This is a genomic window from Thauera propionica, assembly GCF_002245655.1.
Taxonomy (GTDB): domain Bacteria; phylum Pseudomonadota; class Gammaproteobacteria; order Burkholderiales; family Rhodocyclaceae; genus Thauera; species Thauera propionica.
In genome coordinates, this window is the sequence record NZ_NOIH01000015.1 from 1 (window position 1) to 17076 (window position 17076).

Consider the following 17076-nt stretch of genomic DNA (forward strand, 5'->3'; position numbering starts at 1 on the left):
GTGGGCGCGGGCGGGCAAAGAACGCCGCTCAGTGACCGGTTACGGTGATACCTCGGACTTGCGCGAGGCGGCGCCTGAGCGCGTCCGCAACATCAAAGCGTGACTCCAGCGAGGCGCCATCAAGGCCGGCGTAGCGGGTCACGACCTCGGGCAGCGGTGCCGGTTGGCGGGCAGCTTCGAGCATCTTGTTTGCGATGCGCTTGGCGAGTTCTTCCCGGTGCAGTTGGTTGTCTGCCTCCATGACGGCGCGAATCTCTGTTGCCAGTTCGGCAGGGTTCAGGAAGATGTTATTTTCGGTGGTAGCCATGATGTGATTCTCCTTTGATTGCTTCATGGTTAGAGTCGGCGGCGGTGTTCCAGACCGTTGCCGACTCGCTTTGCCTGAGTCCGTCAGGCGGCGGTGTTGCTCCGTAGCGGGACAACTTCGCCCGTCATCTTGTTGTCGCAGAAGTCCGACCAGTCCTGCATCAGGCGGCGGCGCTTCTCGATCATGTCGCCGCGTCTATATGCGGCCTCTACCTTGTTGCTGATGGTGTGCGCCAGCGCCATCTCGAGCATTTCCGACGGGTAGGCGGTCGCCTCTGCGCCCCAGTCGCGGAACGTCGAGCGGAATCCGTGAACGGTGATGTCATGGCGCTCCATGCGCCGTAGAACGGCCGTCAGGCTCATGTCTGATAGGGGCTTGCCGGCCTTCATGCCGGGGAACACGTAGCCCATCGGGAAGGCTTCCTTTTGCGCCTTCAGGACCGCCAGCGCCTTTGAGGACAGCGGGACGCGGTGTTCCTTCTTCGCCTTCATGCGCTCGGCAGGAATAACCCACATGCCGGCGTCGAGGTCGAATTCCTCCCACGTAGCACCACGCACCTCGCCAGATCGAACAGCCGTCAGAATGACGAACTCCACCGCACGCGCTGCAATGCCTTGTTGATCGCGCAGAGACTCCATAAATGCGCCGATCTCGGCCCACGGCAGCGCGGCGTGGTGCTCGGCCTTCTTCACCTTCGTTCGAGCCGGCAGCAGCTTGTCCAGGTGGCCTTTCCAGCGAGCGGGGTTCTCCCCTGTCCGGTACTTGCGAGCGGTCGCCCAATCCAGCACGGATTCAATGCGGCCGCGCACGCGGGAAGCGGTCTCGGTCTTCGTTTTCCAGAAGTCATCCTTCTCCAGGATGGTCATGATGTGCGCGGTGTCGATCAGCGACACGTCCAGCTTGCCGATAGTCGGGCTGGCGTAGGTCTTGAGCGTGCTACGCCATTGCTCGATGTGCTTCTCGTTGCGCCATCCGTCCTTGTGCGCGTCGATGAACTTTTCGGCTGCGGCGTCGAACGTGATCGTTTTCGCAATGGCAGCGCGCAGGACGCTTGTCTCCTTGCGGCGCTCGGCCAGAGGGTCGATGCCTTGCCGGGTCAGCTTGCGCAGGTCTGCGGCCTTCTCGCGCGCCTCAGCCAGGCCCACGTCTGGATAGCTCCCGAGTCCCATCCAGTGCGCTTTTCCGACCAGCATGTAACGGTATATCCACGACTTGCTGCCGGCGGCCGTCACCTTCAGCGACAGACCGGCGCCGTCGCCGTAGAGACCCGGTGATCTCAGCTTATCCACCTTGAGCTGCGTCAGCTTGAATCCACGTCCCATGGTTTAAATCCCGCGTTATACAAAATACCAACCTACAAACAATCTACAAATTCTAGCGAGATTTTACAAGCGACTTTGAGGCGGACTGAGACAGGCTATACCGCTAAGGTACTGCTGCTAAACGATAAAATTATCTAGCTTGAATCGCCTTGAGACACCGATTATGCGGACGCCCTGTCCGCCAAATACAAAATGCCGTACTTTCATGCCCTGAAACGGACACTGGAAGTACGGCATTTTCCGTTTACACACTATGAAATGCGACGGTTATCGCGAACCTCGCACACCGAAAGCGTGCTAACGCCCTCATTCACGATCGAGCGGCCGACCTCCCCACCGACTTCCCGTCCAGTTGCAGAATCCACATCGAATCCACTGCACAGGAACGACCGCGTTGATCACCTTCAGCACCGTGGGGAGCGCATCCGGCATCAACATCCGCTGGGCACAGACGGGGCAATAACCACGGCGCAGATTCTTGTTGAAGGGCATTTTGTCCTTTCCACGGATACTGAAAGTGAGGTCGTCGGGGGACGTGCGACTGGGCAACCTGCAAGAGCGAACGCTCTTTCATTGAAAGATATTGTTGCATTCGCCTCGCGAGACAGTCAACGTATTGCGAATCATTATCATTCCTGCATTTATCCCAACATTCATGCCAAACGGATTTCCGATGTATTCGCACGCATGAGGACGCCTAGCCTCCTGAAACACCCCGGTTATCGGCGATGCCCAGCCCTTGCACGATGCATGCAGCACACGAGGCAAGCGCCCAACCCTCTTGACCTGAATCAGGGCGCTGCCAACACGAAAGCGTATCCTCGGTCGTAACTTATCAGCGCCCGATTTCTCCATGGCCAAGAAGTTTCCCCTGCACCCGAAGCACCCCGAGCGCATCTGCTGGGGCTGCGACAAGTACTGCGCGGCAGACGCGCTCGGGTGTGGCAACGGCTCGGGGCGCACCATGCACCCGGCGGAGATGCTGGGCGACGACTGGTACATGCATGGAGACTGGGGGCTGGACGTTCCGGAGGACACGCCCGATCCGAGCTGCGCGGCCGAACCGCGCGCGAACAGCCTCCGCTGAACCGCGCCCGCTCAGCGCCGCACGCTCGGCGCCGGAAACCAGTGCTGCGTGCGATTGACGATCGCCACCAGCGACAGCATCACCGGCACCTCGACCAGCACACCGACCACAGTCGCCAGCGCTGCACCCGAATTCAAGCCGAACAGTGAGATCGCCACCGCGACCGCCAGCTCGAAGAAGTTGGACGTGCCGATCAGGCAGGCCGGGCCAGCGACGTTGTGCGGCAACCGCATCGCCTTCGCCGCGACGTAAGCGAGCACGAAGATGCCGTAGGTCTGCACCATCAATGGCACCGCGATCATCGCGATCACCAGTGGCTTGTCGACGATGGTGTTGGCCTGAAAGCCGAACAGCAGCACGACGGTGGCGATCAGGCCAACGATGGACCACGGCTTGAGCCGTGCAACGAAGTCGGCCACCGCGTGCTCCGAACGTCGCTCCAGCGCGCGCCGCGTCGCCATGCCCGCCAGCAGCGGCAGCAGCACGTAGAGCACGGTCGACAGCACCAGTGTCTCCCACGGCACGGTGATCTTCGTCACCCCGAGCAGGAAGGCCGCAATCGGCGCGAAGGCCAAGATCATTATGAGGTCGTTCACCGACACCTGGACCAGCGTGTAGTTGGCATCCCCCTTCACCAGCTGGCTCCAGACGAAGACCATCGCCGTGCAGGGCGCCACGCCCAGCAGGATCATGCCCGCGACGTATTCGCTCGCGGACTGCGGATCGACCCAGGGGGCGAACAGATAATGGAAGAACAGCACGCCCAGCGCCGCCATCGTGAACGGCTTGACCAGCCAATTCACCACCAGCGTCAGAATCAGGCCGCGCGGCTTGCGACCCACGTCCTTCACCGCGTGCCAGTCGATCTGAATCATCATCGGGTAGATCATCACCCAGATGAACACGGCCACCACCAGGTTCACATGCGCGAACTCGATCGCTGCAATGACTTGGAACGCGCCGGGTACGACAAGACCAAGGCCAACACCGGCCAGGATGCCCAAGCCCACCCAGACAGTCAGGAAACGTTCAAACAGACCCATGTCGATGTTCTCGGCGCAATGCGCCATCTCATGTTGAAGTTGGATGCTATGCGCCGCGCGAACGGAATCATCCGCGCAGTCGATCCGCCAGCACCCGCCGCGCAGGCAGCCCCAGGGTAATCAGCCAGCAGGCCAGCAGCATCAGTGCGGAGCCGCTCAGCGCCCAGGCGAGCCCACCCCACTGGTACAGCAGGCCCGACAACAGCGTGCCGATGAAACGGCCGAGCGCGTTGGCCGCATAGTAGAAGCCGACATCCTCGGCGGCCTTCTCCGAACCGGCGTAGGCCAGTATCAGGTAGGAATGCACCGAGGAATTCACCGCGAAAGCGAAACCGAACAGACCCAGCCCGCCGACCACCACCCATTCCAGGTTCGGCGCCTCAAGCCACACTGCTGCCGCCAGCGCAGCCGGGATCACTGCCAGCACGGCCGACCACAGCCGCGCGGCCGGCACCTCGTGGCTCAGTCCGTCCTCGCTGCGTTTCACGAGATGCGGCGCCAAGGCCTGCACCAGCCCGTAGGCGATCGTCCACGCGGCCAGGAAGGTCCCCACCATGGTGAAGGACCACCCCGCCGAGTACAGGAACACCGGCACGCCGACCACGAACCACACGTCGCGCGCGCCGAACAGCACCACGCGCGCCGCCGCCAGCGCATTGATGCCCGGGCTCTTGGCGAACAGTTCGCGCACCGAGCGCGAGGCCTTCTTCTTCCCCAGCATCGGCGGCAGCGACAACAGCACGCCGGCGAGGACGAACGCCAGCAGGCCCGCCATCGCCCAAAGCGCGCCTCGAAAGCCCAGGCTCTCCAGCAACAGACCCCCAAGGAAGAAACCGATGCCCTTCATGGCGTTCTTGCTGCCGGTGAACCACGCCACCCATTTGAAGAGCTGACCTGCGCCCTGCTCTTTCGCTTCGGCCTGGACCTGGGACTGGGTGAGCTTGATCGCCGACTTGCTGGCGGTCTTGGTCAGGTCCTTGGCCACGCCGCAGATGCCCTGCGCGACCACCACCCAGGCCACCGCCATCGCTGCCGTCCAGTTCGGATCGAGTGCCGACAGCAGCACAAAGCCGGTGATCTGCGTGACCAGTCCCACCACGAGCATGCGCGCGATGCCGTAGTGCGTCGCCAGCCATCCGCCCACCAGGTTCGCCAGCACGCCCGCCGCCTCGTACAACAGGAAAAGGAAGGCGAGCGTGAACGGCGAGTAACCCAGCCGGTAGAAGTGCAGCAACACCAGCATGCGCAGCGCGCCATCGGTGAGCGTGAAGCCCCAGTAGGCGGCGGTGACGATGGCGTAGTTGCGCGCGGCGTGCTGCATGTTCTCAGATACCCATGCTTTCCATATAACACGCCAGATCGACCATGCGGCAGGCGTAGCCCATCTCGTTGTCGTACCAGGCGTACACCTTCAGCAGCGTGCCGTCGGTCACCATTGTCGACAGCGCATCGACGATCGAACTGCGCGTGTCGCGGGCGTAATCGACGCTCACCAGCGGGCGCTCCTCGTAGCCGAGGATGCCGGCGAGCGGGCCTTCGGCTGCCGCCTTGAACAGCGCATTCACCTCGTCCGCCGTGGTCTCGCGCTGCAACTCGAACACGCAGTCGGTCAGCGACGCGTTCAACACCGGCGCGCGCACTGCGTGACCATTGAGCTTGCCCTTGAGCTCCGGGTAAATCAGCGCGATTGCAGTGGCGCTGCCGGTGGTGGTGGGCGCCAGGCTCATCAGCGAACTGCGCGCGCGGCGCAGGTCCTTGTGCGGCGCATCGACCACCAGATTGGTGTTGGTGGGGTCGTGGATGGTGGTGATCTGCCCGTGACGGATGCCGAGGCTCTCATGCACCACCTTCACCACCGGTGCGAGGCAGTTGGTCGTACACGACGCGGCGGTGACGATGCGGTCGCGCGCCGGGTCGTAAAGCGCGTGGTTGATGCCGACCACGATGTTGAGCACGCCGCCGGTCTTGACCGGGGCGGCGGCGATCACGCGCTTGGCACCGCGGTCGAGGTGACCCTGCAAGGTTTCGGGGGTCAGGAACTTGCCGGTGCACTCGAGCACCACATCCACGCCCAACTCGCCCCAAGGGATCTCTGCAGCGCTGGCGTGCGACGAGAACGACAGCCTGCGGTCGTCGATGCGGATCGTGTCATCGCCCTCGGCACGGATGTCGGCGCGCCACTTGCCCTGCACACTGTCGAATGCCAGCAGGTGCGCGGTCGCTGCCGTGCCGCCCTTCAGTTCGTTGAGATGCACGACCTCCAGCCGGTTGCCCGCGCGCGGATCGTCCGCCTGCCGCTCTGCCGCCCCCATCGCCGCACGCAGTGCCAGACGCCCGATGCGCCCCATTCCATTGATGCCCACTTTCATATTCGGTCTCCGCTCGACAACGTTTTAATATTAATTGAATTGTCGCTGCGAATTATGACCGATTTTTGACAGACAGGCCGATGAGTCCCACAAGGAGCGCTGCAACACACCGCGCACCCTCCGCTGCCTAATTGTGAGGCAACGGCGTCTTCGCCTGGCCGGCCGGGCCCTGTCGGTACTTATCCACACCTTGCCCCACAAGCCTGTCCCCATCGGCTGGGGAAAACCCCATGACAGGCGCCTCAGGCCTCGGCCCTGAAATCTCTCAGACTTGCGTGAATGCAATAACTGTATAAACTTTCAGTCTTTCGGAAAGCATCCCGGACCGTCTGACGTGAGCCAACTCAGCCTCGCCCTCCCCGACACCGCCATTCCCACCCCTCGCGCCCGGCCCGCACGGGTTCGCCCGTCACCCAGGCAGCCAACGCAGGCCTCGAGCGCACCTCAACACACTCTGATCGCGCACGATCTGCTCGCCCCCAACACGCAGCGAGCTCCCACACTTATGCAGAGCACCGACAGCCCCACCCTCCCCGAACCGACCGATGCCACACAGGACAGCGCGGCGGCCGCCATTCGCGAAGACCGTCTTTGGTACGACAACGGCTGGACCGCGCGCGTCATCAAGAACGAGGATGACGATGGCTGGGCCGTCGAGATGTTCAAGGATGGAGAGACCGAGCCCGCCCTCGTTGGCCCCTGGACCATGGGACGGGACAAGAAGAACCCCAAGCCGCTGGATCAGACCGCCTTCAATACCCTGGTCAAGACCGCGACCGAAGTGCTGCAGCGCCACGCGCAACAGGCGCACGCTGCCCTGCACAAGCGCCTGACCGTGTTCGCGCTCGAACGCCAGTGGGAAATCCGGCTCGACATCACGCCCGACGAATACGAACCCTTTGCCACGCTCAGCGCCATCGACGACGAGGGCGAGGAAGTCGCACGGGTTCGTGTGCGTCCCGACTTCCGCCTCACCAATGCAGGTGCCGCTGGGTGGATCGCAGGCGGTTTTCCGCGCCTGGGCCGTGACGAGGACTGACTCGCTGCGGGCTGACTAGCTGCCGGGCGTCATGACGTGCGCCTCTGCGCGCCGCGCATCTCGGCGATCTCGGCCCGCAGGGCGCGCAGTTCGTGCAGCAGTTCATCGTGGTCGACGGCGACCAGCGCTCGCGTCTGCGACTGCTCCTCGTGCTCGACCACGCTCATTGCATCGACCACGATCGCGATGAAGAGGTTGAGTACGGCGAAGGTGGTCGACAGAATGAAGGAGACAAAGAACACCCACGCCATCGGATGGGCTTCCATCACCGGGCGGGCAATGCCCATCGACCACGACTCCAGCGTCATCACCTGGAACAGCGTGTAGAAGGACGCGCCAATGCTGCCGAACCAGTCGGGGAAGTCGGCGCCGAAGAGCTTGGTCGTCATCACCGAAGCCACGTAGAACACCAGCAGCAACAGCGTCAGCACCGAGCCCATGCCAGGGATCGCGCGCAGCAGCGCCGACACCACCTTGCGCATCGAAGGCACGACCGAGATCAGGCGCAGCGCACGCAGGATGCGCAGCGAGCGCAGCACCGAGAAGCCCTCACCCACCGGTGCGAGCGTGATCGCGACGATGGCGAAGTCGAACACGTTCCAGCCACTGCGGAAGAAACGCAGCCGATACACGATCAGCTTGAGCACGATCTCGACGACGAACACCGCGAGCGCCGCGCGGTCGAGCGCGAGGAGCAGCGGGCCGGCCTTGGCCATGGCAGTGGCCGACGTTTCCAGCCCGAGCGTGATCGCGTTGATGACGATCACGGCAATCACGAAGTTCTGGAAACGGGCGGATTCGACGAATCGTTGCAGCGTAAGGCTCATGGCGGTTCTCGGTGTGCAAGGTCGGGTGGAGCGTTGATCGGGCCACAGTCGCGGACTGTCCCGCCCCGCATTCGGTTCCCGATCGCGGCGCAGGACAGCGGCTAAATGCCTTTCCGCGCTGGCCACGCTTTGGCGCGGCGCCAGCAGCGTATCATTGGGCCGTCACCGTCCCGTTTCTTCCTCAATGGCCGCACCCTCCATCGCCTCCGACGTCTTCGCTCCGGCGCGGTCGCTTGCGCCGCTCGTGCTGCTGTTCGGCCTGATGCTGCCGGTGACGGGGATGGTGCCGGTGCTTTCCGAGTTCACTGCCCAGCGCTTCCCCGGCCTGAGCCAGTTCGCCAGCCACTTCTTCATGTCGATCAACATGATCGGCGCGCTGGTGGGCGCACCGATCGCAGGACTGCTGTCCGACCGCCTTGGCCGCCGCAAGGCACTTGCCTTGGCTGCGCTTACCCTGAACGGCCTGACGCTGCTCGGCATCGCCTTCGCCTACCGACACATCGACAGCTACGCATTCCTGCTCACCCTGCGCCTGGTCGAAGGCTTCGCCCATATGTCGGCACTGTCGCTGCTGATGGCGCTGGGCGCCGACCACGTCGGGCGCGGCGGCCTGGGCGGACGCATGGGCGCGATTGGCGCGGCGATCAGCCTTGGCGTGGCCACCGGTGCACCGCTTGGCGGGGTAGTCGGCGGCATCGACCCGGCGTGGGTGCCGCTGGGCGGCGGGCTGCTGTCGCTGGCGCTGGCGGGCCTCGGCGCCATGTTGCTGTGTGACGCCACCACCGCCCGCCCACGCCTCGCGATCGGCGACATCCTCGCTACACTGCGCACACGGCGCGCCCTGGCGATCCCGCTCGCCTTCTCGTTCGCCGACCGGCTCACGGTCGGCTTCATCGTGTCGACGCTGTCGCTCTATCTCGGGCTCACCCTCGGCTTCGATGCGCGCGCGATCGGCGGCGCGATGGCGGCCTTCCTGATTCCCTTCTCGCTGCTGACCTGGCCGGCTGGCCACCTGTCGCGCCATTGGGACCCGCTGCTGATGATGGTCGCGGGCAGCGTGCTGTACGGCGTCTTCCTCGGCGCCCTGGCCTTTGTGCCGCCCGAATGGGTGGTGGGCACGATGGCGGCCGGTGGCGTCATCGCGGCGTTGATGTACGCCCCCTCGCTGGTACTCGCGGCGCATTACGGTGGCGAAGACTGCCGTGCGAGTGCGCTGGCCGCGTTCAACATGGCGGGCTCGCTCGGCTTCGCCGCCGGGCCATTGATCAGCAGCCTGCTGCTGGCGCTTTACAGCCAGTTCTCGACCAGCCCCCATGCCCCCGTCTTCGTCACCATCGGCGCCATCGAGGTGATCCTGGCGCTGGCCGTCCTCTTCATCGCGCGCCGTGGCAAGCTGCGCGTCCGCCCTGCCCTGGAATCCCGATGAAACTCTCCCGCCTCTGGCAGCCCCGCAACCCCGCCTTCTGGCTGATGGTGGCGCTCAACGTGCTGTCGTCGGTGCTGGCCTGGATCCTGCGCACCTATCCGCTCGTGCCGCTGGCGATGATCGTGGTGGCGGGCTTCGCGCTGGTCAATGCGTGGCTCGGCATCCGCCTGGCCGTCGACCTGATGCGCGCAACGCCCTCAGAGAGCGATCAGACGTCCGGCGTCAGGTAGATGCGCTCGACCTCGAGCGGAGACTTCACCGCGGCCACCGGTTCGGCAGACGGTGCGGCAACACCGTGCTCGTCCGGACGCGCCAACGGCACGGTCTGCACGCCCCAGTGCAGCACCTCCATCCGCCCGTCGTAGTGTTCCACCACGGCACTGCAGGTATCGACCCAGTCGCCGCAATTCAGGTAGCGCACATTGCCGATGCGCCGATCGGCGGCCCAGTGGATGTGACCGCAGATCACGCCATCCACCCCGCGCTGCTGGGCGGCGTGCGCCACCGCATCCTCGAAGTCGAAGATGAAGCTGACCGCACGCTTGACCTTCTGTTTCGCGTAGCCCGCCAGCGACCAGTAGCCGGGAATGCGCAGCAGGCGGCGCACCCGCGACAGCATCAGGTTCAGCCGTACCAGCGCGTTGTAGGCAACGTCCCCCAGCACGGCCACCCAGCGGTGGTGACGCGTGACCTGGTCGTATTCGTCGCCGTGAATCAGCCAGTAGCGGCGACCGTCGATGGTTTCGTGGATCCACTCGTTCTCGACGCGGATATCGCCGAACGCGATGCCGGAATACTCGCGCAGGGTCTCGTCGTGGTTGCCCGGGATGAAGAACACCTTGTCGCCGTGCCGCGCACGGCGCAGCACCTTCTGCACCACCGTGTTGTGCGCGGGCGCCCACTGCACGCTGCGGCTCATCGCCCAGAAGTCGATGATGTCGCCCAGCAGGTAGAGGTACTCCGACTCGTATTCCTTCAGGAAGGCATGCAGGCGCTCGGCCTGGCTGGCACGGGTGCCGAGGTGGATGTCGGAGATGAAGATCGCTCGAACGGCCGGCATCAGCTTTCCGCCTCCTGCGTACGCAACACGGTCCTCGCATCGCGGGCGCCGACGCCACCGCGCCAGGTACGGACCAGCGCATCGGCGAAATGGTCGTTCACCCGCTCCCAGTCAATGCCTTCCGCGCTGCGCCGCGCCTCGCGGCCGATCTCGGTGCGCAGCGCATCGGCACACGCGAGCTGCACGGCGCGCTCGATGAAGCCGTCCTCGTCACCGCAGCGCAGCACGGCGCCGTTGTGCAGGTCTCGGATCACCTCGGCCGCCGCGGCATAGTCGTAGGCAACGGTGCATAAGCCACTCGCCATGCCTTCGAGCGTGACGTTGCCGAAGGTCTCGGTGAGGCTGGGGAACAGGAAGAGGTCGGCAGACGCATAGTGCGCGGCAAGGTCCTCGCCGTGGCGCATGCCGGCAATTACCGCCTGCGGACACCCGCGCGCGACCGCCTCGCGCATCGGGCCGTCGCCGACCACGACCATGCGCGCGTCCGGCCGCTGCTCGCGGATCGCCGCGAAGGCGCGCAGGGTGAGGCCCAGATTCTTCTCGGGCGCAAGGCGGCCGACGCTGACCACGGCGAGGCCGCCGGAGGCCACGCCCCACTGCGCACGCAACTCGTCGCTGCGACGGGCGGGCGAGTACATCTTCGTATCCACCCCGCGCGAAATCACCTCGACCCGCTCGTAGCCCTGCCCGGCGAGCGCGTGGGCCAGTTCGCTGGTCGGTACGAAGGTGGCGGCGGTGCGGTTGTGGAAGCGACGCAGGTAGGCCGCCACCGGCTGGCGCAGCCAGCCCACGCCGTAGTGCGCACTGTAGTGGTCGAAATTGGTGTGGAAATCGGAGGTGACCGGCAGACGCAGCTTCGCCGCCGCGGATACCGCCGTCCAGCCGAGCGGCCCCTCGGTGGCGACATGCACCAGGTCCGGCCGCTGCCGCGTCCAGGTGCGCACCAGCCGCGACTTGGCGGGGAGGCCGAGCTTGAGGCCGTCGTAGCGCGGCAGCTTCAGCCCGCGCGACAGCACTTCCTCCAACGCGCCATCGCGCAGTGCCACGTCACCGGGCGCCTGCTTCGGCCGCACCAGTTGCACGCTGTGGCCGCGCTTGATCAAGCCATCGACCATACGCTTGAGCGTCATCGCCACGCCGTTGACTTCCGGCGGCCAGGTCTCGGTCACCAGCGCGATGCGCAACCGCGGATCGTGACAGAGCTCTTCGGTCGTGAAATCGATCGCTTTCATGCGCCGCAGCATAGGCGGCGAAAAAGACCGCGGCGTTACGCCGGCGTGTCCGCTGCGTGACAACGCACGGACGCGCCCCGCCCGCGTCAGCGAACGGCGGCGTTCAGGGCGGCGAGCACCGCGGCGTCGCGATCGTAGATGTCGGGGCGGAACTGGAAGCGCCCCGCGTCGTCCAGCCCGGCGGTGGCGTAGTGCAGCAGCACCGGGATGTCGCGCCCCACCGGCACGCTGCGGGTCTTGCCGGTCGCCAGCGCGGCCTCCAGCGTTTCGGGGGTCCAGCGCGCCGCATCGTCGAGCAGGATCAGGGCCAGCTCCTGCGGCTTCTCCAGGCGCACACAGCCCGAACTCAAGGCCCGCGTGTCGCGCCGGAACAGCGAACGCGCATTGGTATCGTGCAGGTAGATCGAGTAGGGATTGGCCAGCGAGAACTTGATTCGGCCGAGCGAACCGTCAGCGCCCGACTCCTGCACGATCATGTAGGGAAAGCCGCTGCGGCGCGCGTTCTGCCAGTCGATCAGCGCGGGATCCACTGCCTGGCCGGAACGGTCGACGACACGCATGCGGTGATCGGCAAGATAGGCCGGGTTGCGTGCCACGCCCGGAATCACGTCTTCGCGCAGGATCGTCGGCGGCACCACCCATTTCGGGTTGAATACCAGGTGCTGAACGCTGTCGAGCAAGGCCGGCGTCTCCCGTGCCGACTTGCCGACCACCACGCGCGACGACCACACGTTCTGCCCGCCGAGCAGGAGACTGGCCTGATATGCGGTGATGTCGACCATCAGGTGGTCGCCGAGCATGTCCCGCGCCACCCAGCGCAGGCGTTCGAGGTTGACGCGGATCTGGTCGACACGTTGCGCGGGGCCGATGTTGAGCGCCTCGACCGTCTGGCGACCGACGGCCGCGTCCGCCGCCAGGCCGGCGCGTTGCTGGAAGCGCATCACCGCCTCGGCCAAGGCGTCGTCGTAGCGCGTCGGATCGCTGCCGCCAGGCAGCCCGTCCTCGCCTTCGGCCGCCAGCCGGGCCCGCAGGGCAGGCACGCGCGCGCTGCGCTCGCCAGGTCGCAAGGTAGCGCCGCCAGGCACCTTCGGCCACTCGCCCAGGGCCGCCAGCGCGCGATAGTGCTGCAGCGCCGCTTGCAATTCGCGGTAAAGCGGCAAATCGGGCGCCTGCGCTTCCACCGCGGCCTGCAGCGACGGCGCGTCCACGACGCGGGCAAGCCGCAGCCCGCGCTCGAAGGCCTGCTCGGGCAGCGAGAAGTTCCACATGCGATACAGGCCACGCGGGTCGACCTTGCCGTAGCGGATCTGCTGCACGAGGCGGGCCAACGTGCCGGTCAGGCGCAACTCGCGCTCGACCTGCCGTTCGGGTGGCAGTCCGGCCGCGGGCAGGGAAGCCTCCGCGCGCAGGGCGTCCACGTCGAACTCGGCGGGATCCAGCCCATGGTCACGCAAGGCATCCAGCGCTGCGATCAGTTCGTGGGACCGCTCCGGGGAGCTCCAGACAGGCTGAAAACCTCGTTGCCGGTAAAAGGCCTGCACGGACTCGTCCCCGCCGTAGTCACCGGCCAGCAGGCGCGCTTCGATTCCAACGGGCAGCCCGCCACGCACGGCAGTCAGGCGCTCGGGGCCACTGCCGTCCGCCGCCGCGACGCCCACGGCCAGTGCAGCCTGCGGCGTGCCAATCAACCCCACCGTCAAAAGGGTCACGGCCGTTACAACTGATTTGCGCAAATCGATCGCGAGTTCGGTTAGCATGCCGCCTTCAAGTGCTTGTACGGACTGAAGATTATTCATGTTCTCACGTTCCCGCCACCATCCGGCCCCGCAGCGCCGCCTGTTCCTGAAAGGTCTTGCATCGCTGCCGCTCGCCCTGCCCTTCGCCTCCGCTCAAGCGGGCGACATGCTTCATCTCTCGTTTCGCCACACACACACCGACGAACGTCTCAGCACCGCCTTCCGCAATCGCCGCGGCTACATCGAGCCGGCGATCAAGCGCATGAACTGGCTGTTCCGCGACTTCCGCACCGGCGAAGTCGCGCACATGGATCCCAGACTGTACGACATCCTCCACGCGCTCAGCGTGAGCTGCGGCGGGGAGACCTTCGAAATCATCTCGGGCTACCGTTCGCCCAAGACCAACGCCATGCTGCGCAAGACCGGCGGCGGCGTCGCCAAGCGCAGCCTGCACATGGACGGCAAGGCCATCGACATCCGTCTGGTCGGTTGCGACACCGCCCGCGTGCGCGATGCGGCGATCGCCCTCGGTGCCGGCGGCGTCGGCTATTACCCGGAATCCGACTTCGTCCACATCGACACCGGCCCGGTGCGCCATTGGGGACCGAAATCGGCCTGAGCGCCCACCGGCGCGGGCCTTGCACCCCGCAACATCTCGAAAGTTCGACCGGGCGCGCTGCGCCCGGTTTCATTTCCGAGCACGCTCAACCCAGCAGCACCAGCCCCCAGACCACGCCGACATTGATCAGCGCGATCAATACCGCAGCGCTGCCGATGTCCTTGGCGCGTTTGGCAAGGCGGTGGTTCTCGAGCGAGATACGATCCACGGTGGCTTCGATCGCCGAGTTGATCAGCTCGACGATCAGGACCAGCAGCACACTGCCGATCATCAGCGCACGCGCCAGGGCACCCTCGCCGAGCCAAAGTGCCAGCGGAATCAGCACCAGCGCCAGCCAGATCTCCTGGCGGAAGGCATCTTCATGGCGATAGGCCGCGCGCAGGCCGTCAAGCGAGTAGTGAAAGGCGTTCCAGACGCGGCGCAGTCCGGTCTTGCCCTTGAAGGGACTTTCCATCCAGTTTTCTTCCGAAACGTCGTAAAAGCGGGATGATTGCACACATCCCGCGTCAATCCGGTTGCAGTTGTGCAAGCGGATGCGCACGCTGGAGCCCCTGACCAAAACGCTTCGGCGCGATGTACCTGTCCGTCGCGCAAACCTGCCCTCCTTCCCCACATTCATGACAAGCAAGATCGGGCGATTCGAAATTCGACGCGAACTCGGACGCGGCGCGCAAAGCGTCGTCTACCTGGCATGGGACCCTCAGCTCGAGCGCGAGGTGGCGGTCAAGACGCTGCATTTCAGCGCTACCGAAAAGCGCGACAACGCCGCGCTGCTCGCCGAGGCGCGCGCAGTCAGCCGCCTGCGCCACCCGGGCATCGTGCCGGTCTTCGAGGCGGGCGAGGAAGACAGCGACGTCTATCTGGTGTTCGAGTACGTGCCCGGCGACAACCTCGGCACGCACATCCAGCAGCGTGGCGCCCTGCCGGCGGCCGACGCCGCGCGCCTGTGCATCGACATCCTCACCGCGCTGTCGACCGCCCATGCCGAGGGCATCGTCCATCGCGACCTCAAGCCCAGCAACGTACTGATCGATGTCGACGGCACGCCGCGCGTCATGGACTTCGGCATCGCCCAGCGCATCGACGCCGACACCGCAGGCACCAAGCTGTCGGGCACACCGGGCTACATGGCACCCGAGTACATCCGCAGCCGCCAGGTTGCGCCATCCAACGACGTGTTCGCCGCCGGCGTGCTGCTCGTCGAGATGATCACCGGGCGCCGCGTGATGCGCGAACGCGACCCGCAACGTGCACTCCAGTCCGCCGCGACGGTGCCGGTCACGCTGCCGAAGAACGCACCGGAGGTCGACGAGGCGCTGGCCGCCATTGCCCTGCGCGCAGCTGCGCTCGACCCCGCTGCCCGCTTCCAGAGCGCCGAGGACTTCCGCATCGCGCTGGAGAGCTGGCTCAATCCCAAGGACGCCACGACCACGCCGTCCGGATCTGGCGCGGTCGACTTCCTGCTGCGTCGCATGCGCCACCGCGGCGACTTCCCGGCATTGTCGGAATCGGTCGCGGCCATCAACCGCATCGCCTCGAGCGACGCCGAGAACATCGACACCCTCTCCAACCTGGTGCTGCGCGACTTCTCGCTGACGAACAAGCTGCTGCGGCTGGTGAATTCGGTGCATTACCGCCCGGCCAGCGGTCGCATCAGCACGGTGTCGCGCGCCCTGGTGGTGCTCGGCTTCGACACCGTGCGCAACATCGCCATCACCGTGCTGCTGTTCGAGCACCTGCAGAACAAGTCGCACGCCGCGCAACTACGCGAGGAGTTCCTGCGCGCCTGCCTGGCCGGGCTGTTCGCGCGCGACCTCGCCAAGCACATGAACACGCGCGACCTCGAACAGGCCTACATCTGCTCGGTGTTCCACAATCTCGGGCGTCTGTTGTGCCAGTACTACTTCCCGGAGGAGTCCGAGGACATCCGCCGCGTGATGACACAGCACGGCTATCGCGAGGACGTCGCGGCCCAGCGCGTGCTGGGCGTGAGCTTCGAGGAGCTGGGCATCGGCCTTGCGCGCAGCTGGGGGTTTCCGCCGGTAATCCTGGAAAGCATGCGCAAACTGCCCGCCGGCCCGGTGCGCCGACCGGCGACCCCGGAAGACAGACTGCGCACGCTGTCAGCCGTTGCCAACGAATACTGCGACGCCGTTGCCCACCTCAGCCCGGCCGAGCGCGACAAGGCCATGAAGGCGATCGCCAGCCGCTTTGCCGATGCCGTGCCGGTGGAGCTGAAGGCGGTGCGCGAGGTCATGCAGGGCGCGGTGCAGGAGATCGAGAACTTCGCCCAGATCATCAAGCTCAACCTGCGCCAGACTCGCATCGGCCGCAACCTCGCGACTTTCGACAGCGAGGAAACACTCATACACCCGCACACAACCACCGAAACGCAAATGCCTTCGGGCGCGGTGCTCGAGCAGAAATCGGTGGCGGAAGCCGCCCTCGCCGGCGAGAAGCCAGCCGACTCGCAGGCGGTGCTCAGCTCCGGCATCCAGGACATCAGCAACACCTTGGTCGAGGACTTCAAGCTCAACGACGTGCTGCGCATCATCCTCGAAACGATGTACCGGGCGATGGGCTTCAAGCGCGTGCTGCTGTGCGTGCGCGATGCCCGCAGCAACGACATGACCGGCCGCTTCGGCTTCGGGCCCGGCGCGAACGAACTCGCCCGCCACCTGCGCTTCAGCCTGTCGGCCCATCCGGACAACGTGTTCAATGTCGCCACGGCGAAGGGCGTGGACATCCTGATCGAGGACATCGACGAAGCGAAGATCGCCGCACGCATCCCGGACTGGTACCGTCGCAGCGTGCCCTCGCGCACCTTCGTGCTGTTCCCCCTGATGATCAAGGGCCGACCGGTGGCGATGATCTACGCCGACAAGGACGACGCCGGCGAGATCGAGATCAGCGAACAGGAACTCGCCCTCCTGCGCACTCTGCGCAACCAGGCGGTGCTGGCGATCAAGCAGGCTGGCTGACGGGAGGCGATCCGGTCTGTGGCGCAGG

The 17076-nt window shown here is 65.5% G+C and carries 17 protein-coding genes; 6 read left to right on the forward strand and 11 right to left on the reverse strand.

The genetic code is table 11. The features are described from left to right. Positions 1–28 precede the first annotated feature (28 nt). The 3 genes from CGK74_RS12855 to CGK74_RS18795 form a co-directional block, all read right to left on the reverse strand. On the reverse strand, positions 29–307 hold the full coding sequence (locus CGK74_RS12855; protein WP_094268860.1) for a hypothetical protein: 279 nt from the start codon (positions 305–307) through the stop codon (positions 29–31). A gap of 83 nt (positions 308–390) precedes the next feature. Next, positions 391–1629 carry a tyrosine-type recombinase/integrase gene (locus CGK74_RS12860; protein WP_094268861.1) on the reverse strand — a complete coding sequence of 413 codons (1239 nt, stop codon included), beginning with the start codon at positions 1627–1629 and terminating at the stop codon, positions 391–393. 306 nt (positions 1630–1935) lie between these two features. Continuing rightward, a complete protein-coding gene (locus CGK74_RS18795) occupies positions 1936–2121 on the reverse strand; it encodes a hypothetical protein (protein ID WP_133091857.1) in 186 nt (61 codons plus the stop codon). A gap of 361 nt (positions 2122–2482) precedes the next feature. On the opposite strand from CGK74_RS18795, the gene CGK74_RS12865 reads away from it, so the two are divergent. After that, entirely contained in the window at positions 2483–2716 is a 234-nt protein-coding gene (locus CGK74_RS12865) for a DUF3079 domain-containing protein (protein WP_094268862.1), read from the forward strand. Positions 2717–2727: 11 nt separating this feature from the next. On the opposite strand, the gene arsB is transcribed toward CGK74_RS12865, so the two are convergent. The 3 genes from arsB to CGK74_RS12880 all read right to left on the reverse strand — a co-directional run bounded on the left by arsB (position 2728) and on the right by CGK74_RS12880 (position 6128). Next, a complete protein-coding gene (gene arsB, locus CGK74_RS12870; protein WP_094269122.1) occupies positions 2728–3759 on the reverse strand; it encodes an ACR3 family arsenite efflux transporter in 1032 nt (343 codons plus the stop codon). 67 nt (positions 3760–3826) lie between these two features. Then, entirely contained in the window at positions 3827–5080 is a 1254-nt protein-coding gene (gene arsJ, locus CGK74_RS12875) for an organoarsenical effux MFS transporter ArsJ (protein ID WP_094268863.1), read from the reverse strand. 4 nt (positions 5081–5084) lie between these two features. Beyond that, entirely contained in the window at positions 5085–6128 is a 1044-nt protein-coding gene (locus tag CGK74_RS12880; protein ID WP_094268864.1) for an ArsJ-associated glyceraldehyde-3-phosphate dehydrogenase, read from the reverse strand. 505 nt (positions 6129–6633) lie between these two features. Here CGK74_RS12880 and CGK74_RS12885 point away from each other — a divergent pair. Further along, on the forward strand, positions 6634–7167 hold the full coding sequence (locus tag CGK74_RS12885) for a hypothetical protein (protein WP_094268865.1): 534 nt from the start codon (positions 6634–6636) through the stop codon (positions 7165–7167). Between the two features lie 29 nt (positions 7168–7196). Here the strand turns inward: CGK74_RS12885 and CGK74_RS12890 are convergent, their stop codons facing one another. Further along, positions 7197–7994: an ion transporter gene (locus CGK74_RS12890; RefSeq protein ID WP_094268866.1), complete on the reverse strand. Its 798-nt coding sequence runs from the start codon at positions 7992–7994 to the stop codon at positions 7197–7199. Between the two features lie 184 nt (positions 7995–8178). Between CGK74_RS12890 and CGK74_RS12895 the strand changes: the two genes are divergently transcribed. After that, entirely contained in the window at positions 8179–9420 is a 1242-nt protein-coding gene (locus CGK74_RS12895) for an MFS transporter (protein WP_094268867.1), read from the forward strand. Then, positions 9417–9650, forward strand: coding sequence for a hypothetical protein (locus CGK74_RS12900; protein WP_094268868.1), 234 nt, complete (start codon positions 9417–9419; stop codon positions 9648–9650). The genes CGK74_RS12895 and CGK74_RS12900 overlap by 4 nt, the downstream gene beginning before the upstream one ends. On the opposite strand, the gene CGK74_RS12905 is transcribed toward CGK74_RS12900, so the two are convergent. The 3 genes from CGK74_RS12905 to CGK74_RS12915 form a co-directional block, all read right to left on the reverse strand. Beyond that, a complete protein-coding gene (locus CGK74_RS12905; RefSeq protein ID WP_094268869.1) occupies positions 9629–10480 on the reverse strand; it encodes a UDP-2,3-diacylglucosamine diphosphatase in 852 nt (283 codons plus the stop codon). The two genes, CGK74_RS12900 and CGK74_RS12905, sit on opposite strands and share 22 nt — an antisense overlap. Then, entirely contained in the window at positions 10480–11712 is a 1233-nt protein-coding gene (locus tag CGK74_RS12910) for a glycosyltransferase family 4 protein (protein ID WP_094269123.1), read from the reverse strand. Before CGK74_RS12910 ends, CGK74_RS12905 begins: the two co-directional genes overlap by 1 nt. Positions 11713–11798: 86 nt before the next feature. Further along, the gene (locus CGK74_RS12915) at positions 11799–13469 is read right to left on the reverse strand and encodes a L,D-transpeptidase family protein (RefSeq protein ID WP_240498719.1); all 1671 of its coding nucleotides are present in this window, start codon (positions 13467–13469) and stop codon (positions 11799–11801) included. 37 nt (positions 13470–13506) lie between these two features. On the opposite strand from CGK74_RS12915, the gene mepK reads away from it, so the two are divergent. Continuing rightward, on the forward strand, positions 13507–14067 hold the full coding sequence (gene mepK / locus CGK74_RS12920) for a peptidoglycan L,D-endopeptidase MepK (RefSeq protein ID WP_094268870.1): 561 nt from the start codon (positions 13507–13509) through the stop codon (positions 14065–14067). 85 nt (positions 14068–14152) lie between these two features. Here mepK and CGK74_RS12925 read toward each other — a convergent pair whose 3' ends face one another. Further along, positions 14153–14521, reverse strand: a complete 369-nt coding sequence (locus CGK74_RS12925; RefSeq protein WP_094268871.1) for a diacylglycerol kinase — start codon at positions 14519–14521, stop codon at positions 14153–14155. A 163-nt stretch (positions 14522–14684) separates the two neighbouring features. On the opposite strand from CGK74_RS12925, the gene CGK74_RS12930 reads away from it, so the two are divergent. After that, positions 14685–17048 (forward strand): serine/threonine protein kinase, encoded by a 2364-nt coding sequence (locus tag CGK74_RS12930; protein ID WP_094268872.1) that lies wholly within the window; start codon positions 14685–14687, stop codon positions 17046–17048. The last annotated feature ends 28 nt before the right edge of the window (positions 17049–17076 follow it).

What these genes read in the sequence shown, in the direction of transcription:
- CGK74_RS12890 (WP_094268866.1), bottom strand. Translation starts at nt 7,994, where the DNA reads ATGAGCCTTACGCTGCAACGATTCGTCGAATCCGCCCGTTTCCAGAAC.
- mepK (WP_094268870.1), top strand. Translation starts at nt 13,507, where the DNA reads ATGTTCTCACGTTCCCGCCACCATCCGGCCCCGCAGCGCCGCCTGTTC.
- CGK74_RS12865 (WP_094268862.1), top strand. Translation starts at nt 2,483, where the DNA reads ATGGCCAAGAAGTTTCCCCTGCACCCGAAGCACCCCGAGCGCATCTGC.
- CGK74_RS12925 (WP_094268871.1), bottom strand. Translation starts at nt 14,521, where the DNA reads ATGGAAAGTCCCTTCAAGGGCAAGACCGGACTGCGCCGCGTCTGGAAC.
- CGK74_RS12915 (WP_240498719.1), bottom strand. Translation starts at nt 13,469, where the DNA reads ATGCTAACCGAACTCGCGATCGATTTGCGCAAATCAGTTGTAACGGCC.
- CGK74_RS12910 (WP_094269123.1), bottom strand. Translation starts at nt 11,712, where the DNA reads ATGAAAGCGATCGATTTCACGACCGAAGAGCTCTGTCACGATCCGCGG.
- CGK74_RS18795 (WP_133091857.1), bottom strand. Translation starts at nt 2,121, where the DNA reads ATGCCCTTCAACAAGAATCTGCGCCGTGGTTATTGCCCCGTCTGTGCC.
- CGK74_RS12900 (WP_094268868.1), top strand. Translation starts at nt 9,417, where the DNA reads ATGAAACTCTCCCGCCTCTGGCAGCCCCGCAACCCCGCCTTCTGGCTG.
- CGK74_RS12930 (WP_094268872.1), top strand. Translation starts at nt 14,685, where the DNA reads ATGACAAGCAAGATCGGGCGATTCGAAATTCGACGCGAACTCGGACGC.
- CGK74_RS12860 (WP_094268861.1), bottom strand. Translation starts at nt 1,629, where the DNA reads ATGGGACGTGGATTCAAGCTGACGCAGCTCAAGGTGGATAAGCTGAGA.
- CGK74_RS12880 (WP_094268864.1), bottom strand. Translation starts at nt 6,128, where the DNA reads ATGAAAGTGGGCATCAATGGAATGGGGCGCATCGGGCGTCTGGCACTG.
- arsJ (WP_094268863.1), bottom strand. Translation starts at nt 5,080, where the DNA reads ATGCAGCACGCCGCGCGCAACTACGCCATCGTCACCGCCGCCTACTGG.
- CGK74_RS12905 (WP_094268869.1), bottom strand. Translation starts at nt 10,480, where the DNA reads ATGCCGGCCGTTCGAGCGATCTTCATCTCCGACATCCACCTCGGCACC.
- CGK74_RS12855 (WP_094268860.1), bottom strand. Translation starts at nt 307, where the DNA reads ATGGCTACCACCGAAAATAACATCTTCCTGAACCCTGCCGAACTGGCA.
- arsB (WP_094269122.1), bottom strand. Translation starts at nt 3,759, where the DNA reads ATGGGTCTGTTTGAACGTTTCCTGACTGTCTGGGTGGGCTTGGGCATC.
- CGK74_RS12895 (WP_094268867.1), top strand. Translation starts at nt 8,179, where the DNA reads ATGGCCGCACCCTCCATCGCCTCCGACGTCTTCGCTCCGGCGCGGTCG.
- CGK74_RS12885 (WP_094268865.1), top strand. Translation starts at nt 6,634, where the DNA reads ATGCAGAGCACCGACAGCCCCACCCTCCCCGAACCGACCGATGCCACA.